This is a genomic window from Allobosea sp. 05T439 (genome assembly GCF_056396005.1).
On the sequence record NZ_JBFTKP010000114.1, the window covers coordinates 1 to 1,111 of the forward strand.

Below are 1,111 nucleotides of genomic sequence, written 5' to 3' on the forward strand. Positions count from 1 at the left end.
CATCGACGGCAGCAAGTTCAAGGCGGTGAACACGCGCGACAAGAACTTTACGCGCGCCTCGATCCAGCGTCGGATGGAGCAGGTGGAGGCCAGCATMGAGCGTTACATGTCGGCGCTGGAGACGGCCGATCGACATGATGGCGAACTGGTCCAGGCCAAGACGGTGCGGTTGAAAGACAAGATCGCCGCCCTCAAGGAGCAGATGAAAGCCTTCAAGGCCCTGGAGGCTGAGGTGCATGCCGCGCCGGACCAGCAGATATCTCTGACCGATCCGGATGCGCGGGCGATGGCCACCAACGGCAAGGGCACGGGGATGGTCGGCTACAACGTGCAGACGGCGGTGGACATCACTCACCACCTGATCGTCGCGCACGAGGTCACCAACATCGGCCACGACCGGGGTCAACTCTCGGGAATGGCCGGCCAAGCCAAGGCCGAAATGGGCGTCGAAACGCTCGATGTGCTGGCCGATCGCGGCTACTTCGCCGGCGAGGAGATCCTGGCCTGCGAGGCTATCGGCGTGACGCCCCTCATGCCCAAGCCCCTGACTTCCGGCGCCAAGGCCGACGGCCGGTTCGGCAAGCAGGACTTCGCCTACCTGCCCGAGCAGGACGTCTACCGCTGCCCATCGGGGGCGCTGCTGCCCCGCCACATGACGACGGTGGAGAAGGGCCTGACCCTGCATCGCTACTGGGACCGCGCCAGCTGTCAGAGCTGCCGCTTAAAGCCCCAGTGCACACCTAGCGTCGAGCGACGGATCACCCGCTGGGAGCATGAGGCGGTGATCGAGGCCATGCAGGAACGGCTGGATCGCGCGCCCAAGAGCATGCGCATCCGCCGAGCCACCGTCGAACACCCCTTCGGAACCTTAAAGGCCTGGATGGGAGCGACCCACTTCAAGACCAAGTCCCTCAAAAACGTCAGTACGGAGATGAGCCTCCACGTCCTGGCCTACAATCTGAAGAGAGTGATCGCCATCCTTGGCGCTGGGCCGCTCATTCTGGCGATGCGGACCTGAACGGGTCGCCGCGACTCTTGTCCAACTTCACCCGCAGACGACGCGGCGCACACCTCAGGCATCCCAATAGCGCGTTTGCACACGGCCTCCACC

1 protein-coding gene is annotated in these 1,111 nt (G+C 64.2%); it reads left to right on the forward strand.

Features of this window, described 5'->3' with window-relative positions; genetic code table 11:
- Nucleotides 1-1,018, forward strand: a 1,018-nt coding sequence (locus AC1DIO_RS35280) for an IS1182 family transposase (protein WP_476854943.1), incomplete at its 5' end; no start/stop codon positions are given.
- Nucleotides 1,019-1,111 lie beyond the last annotated feature (93 nt).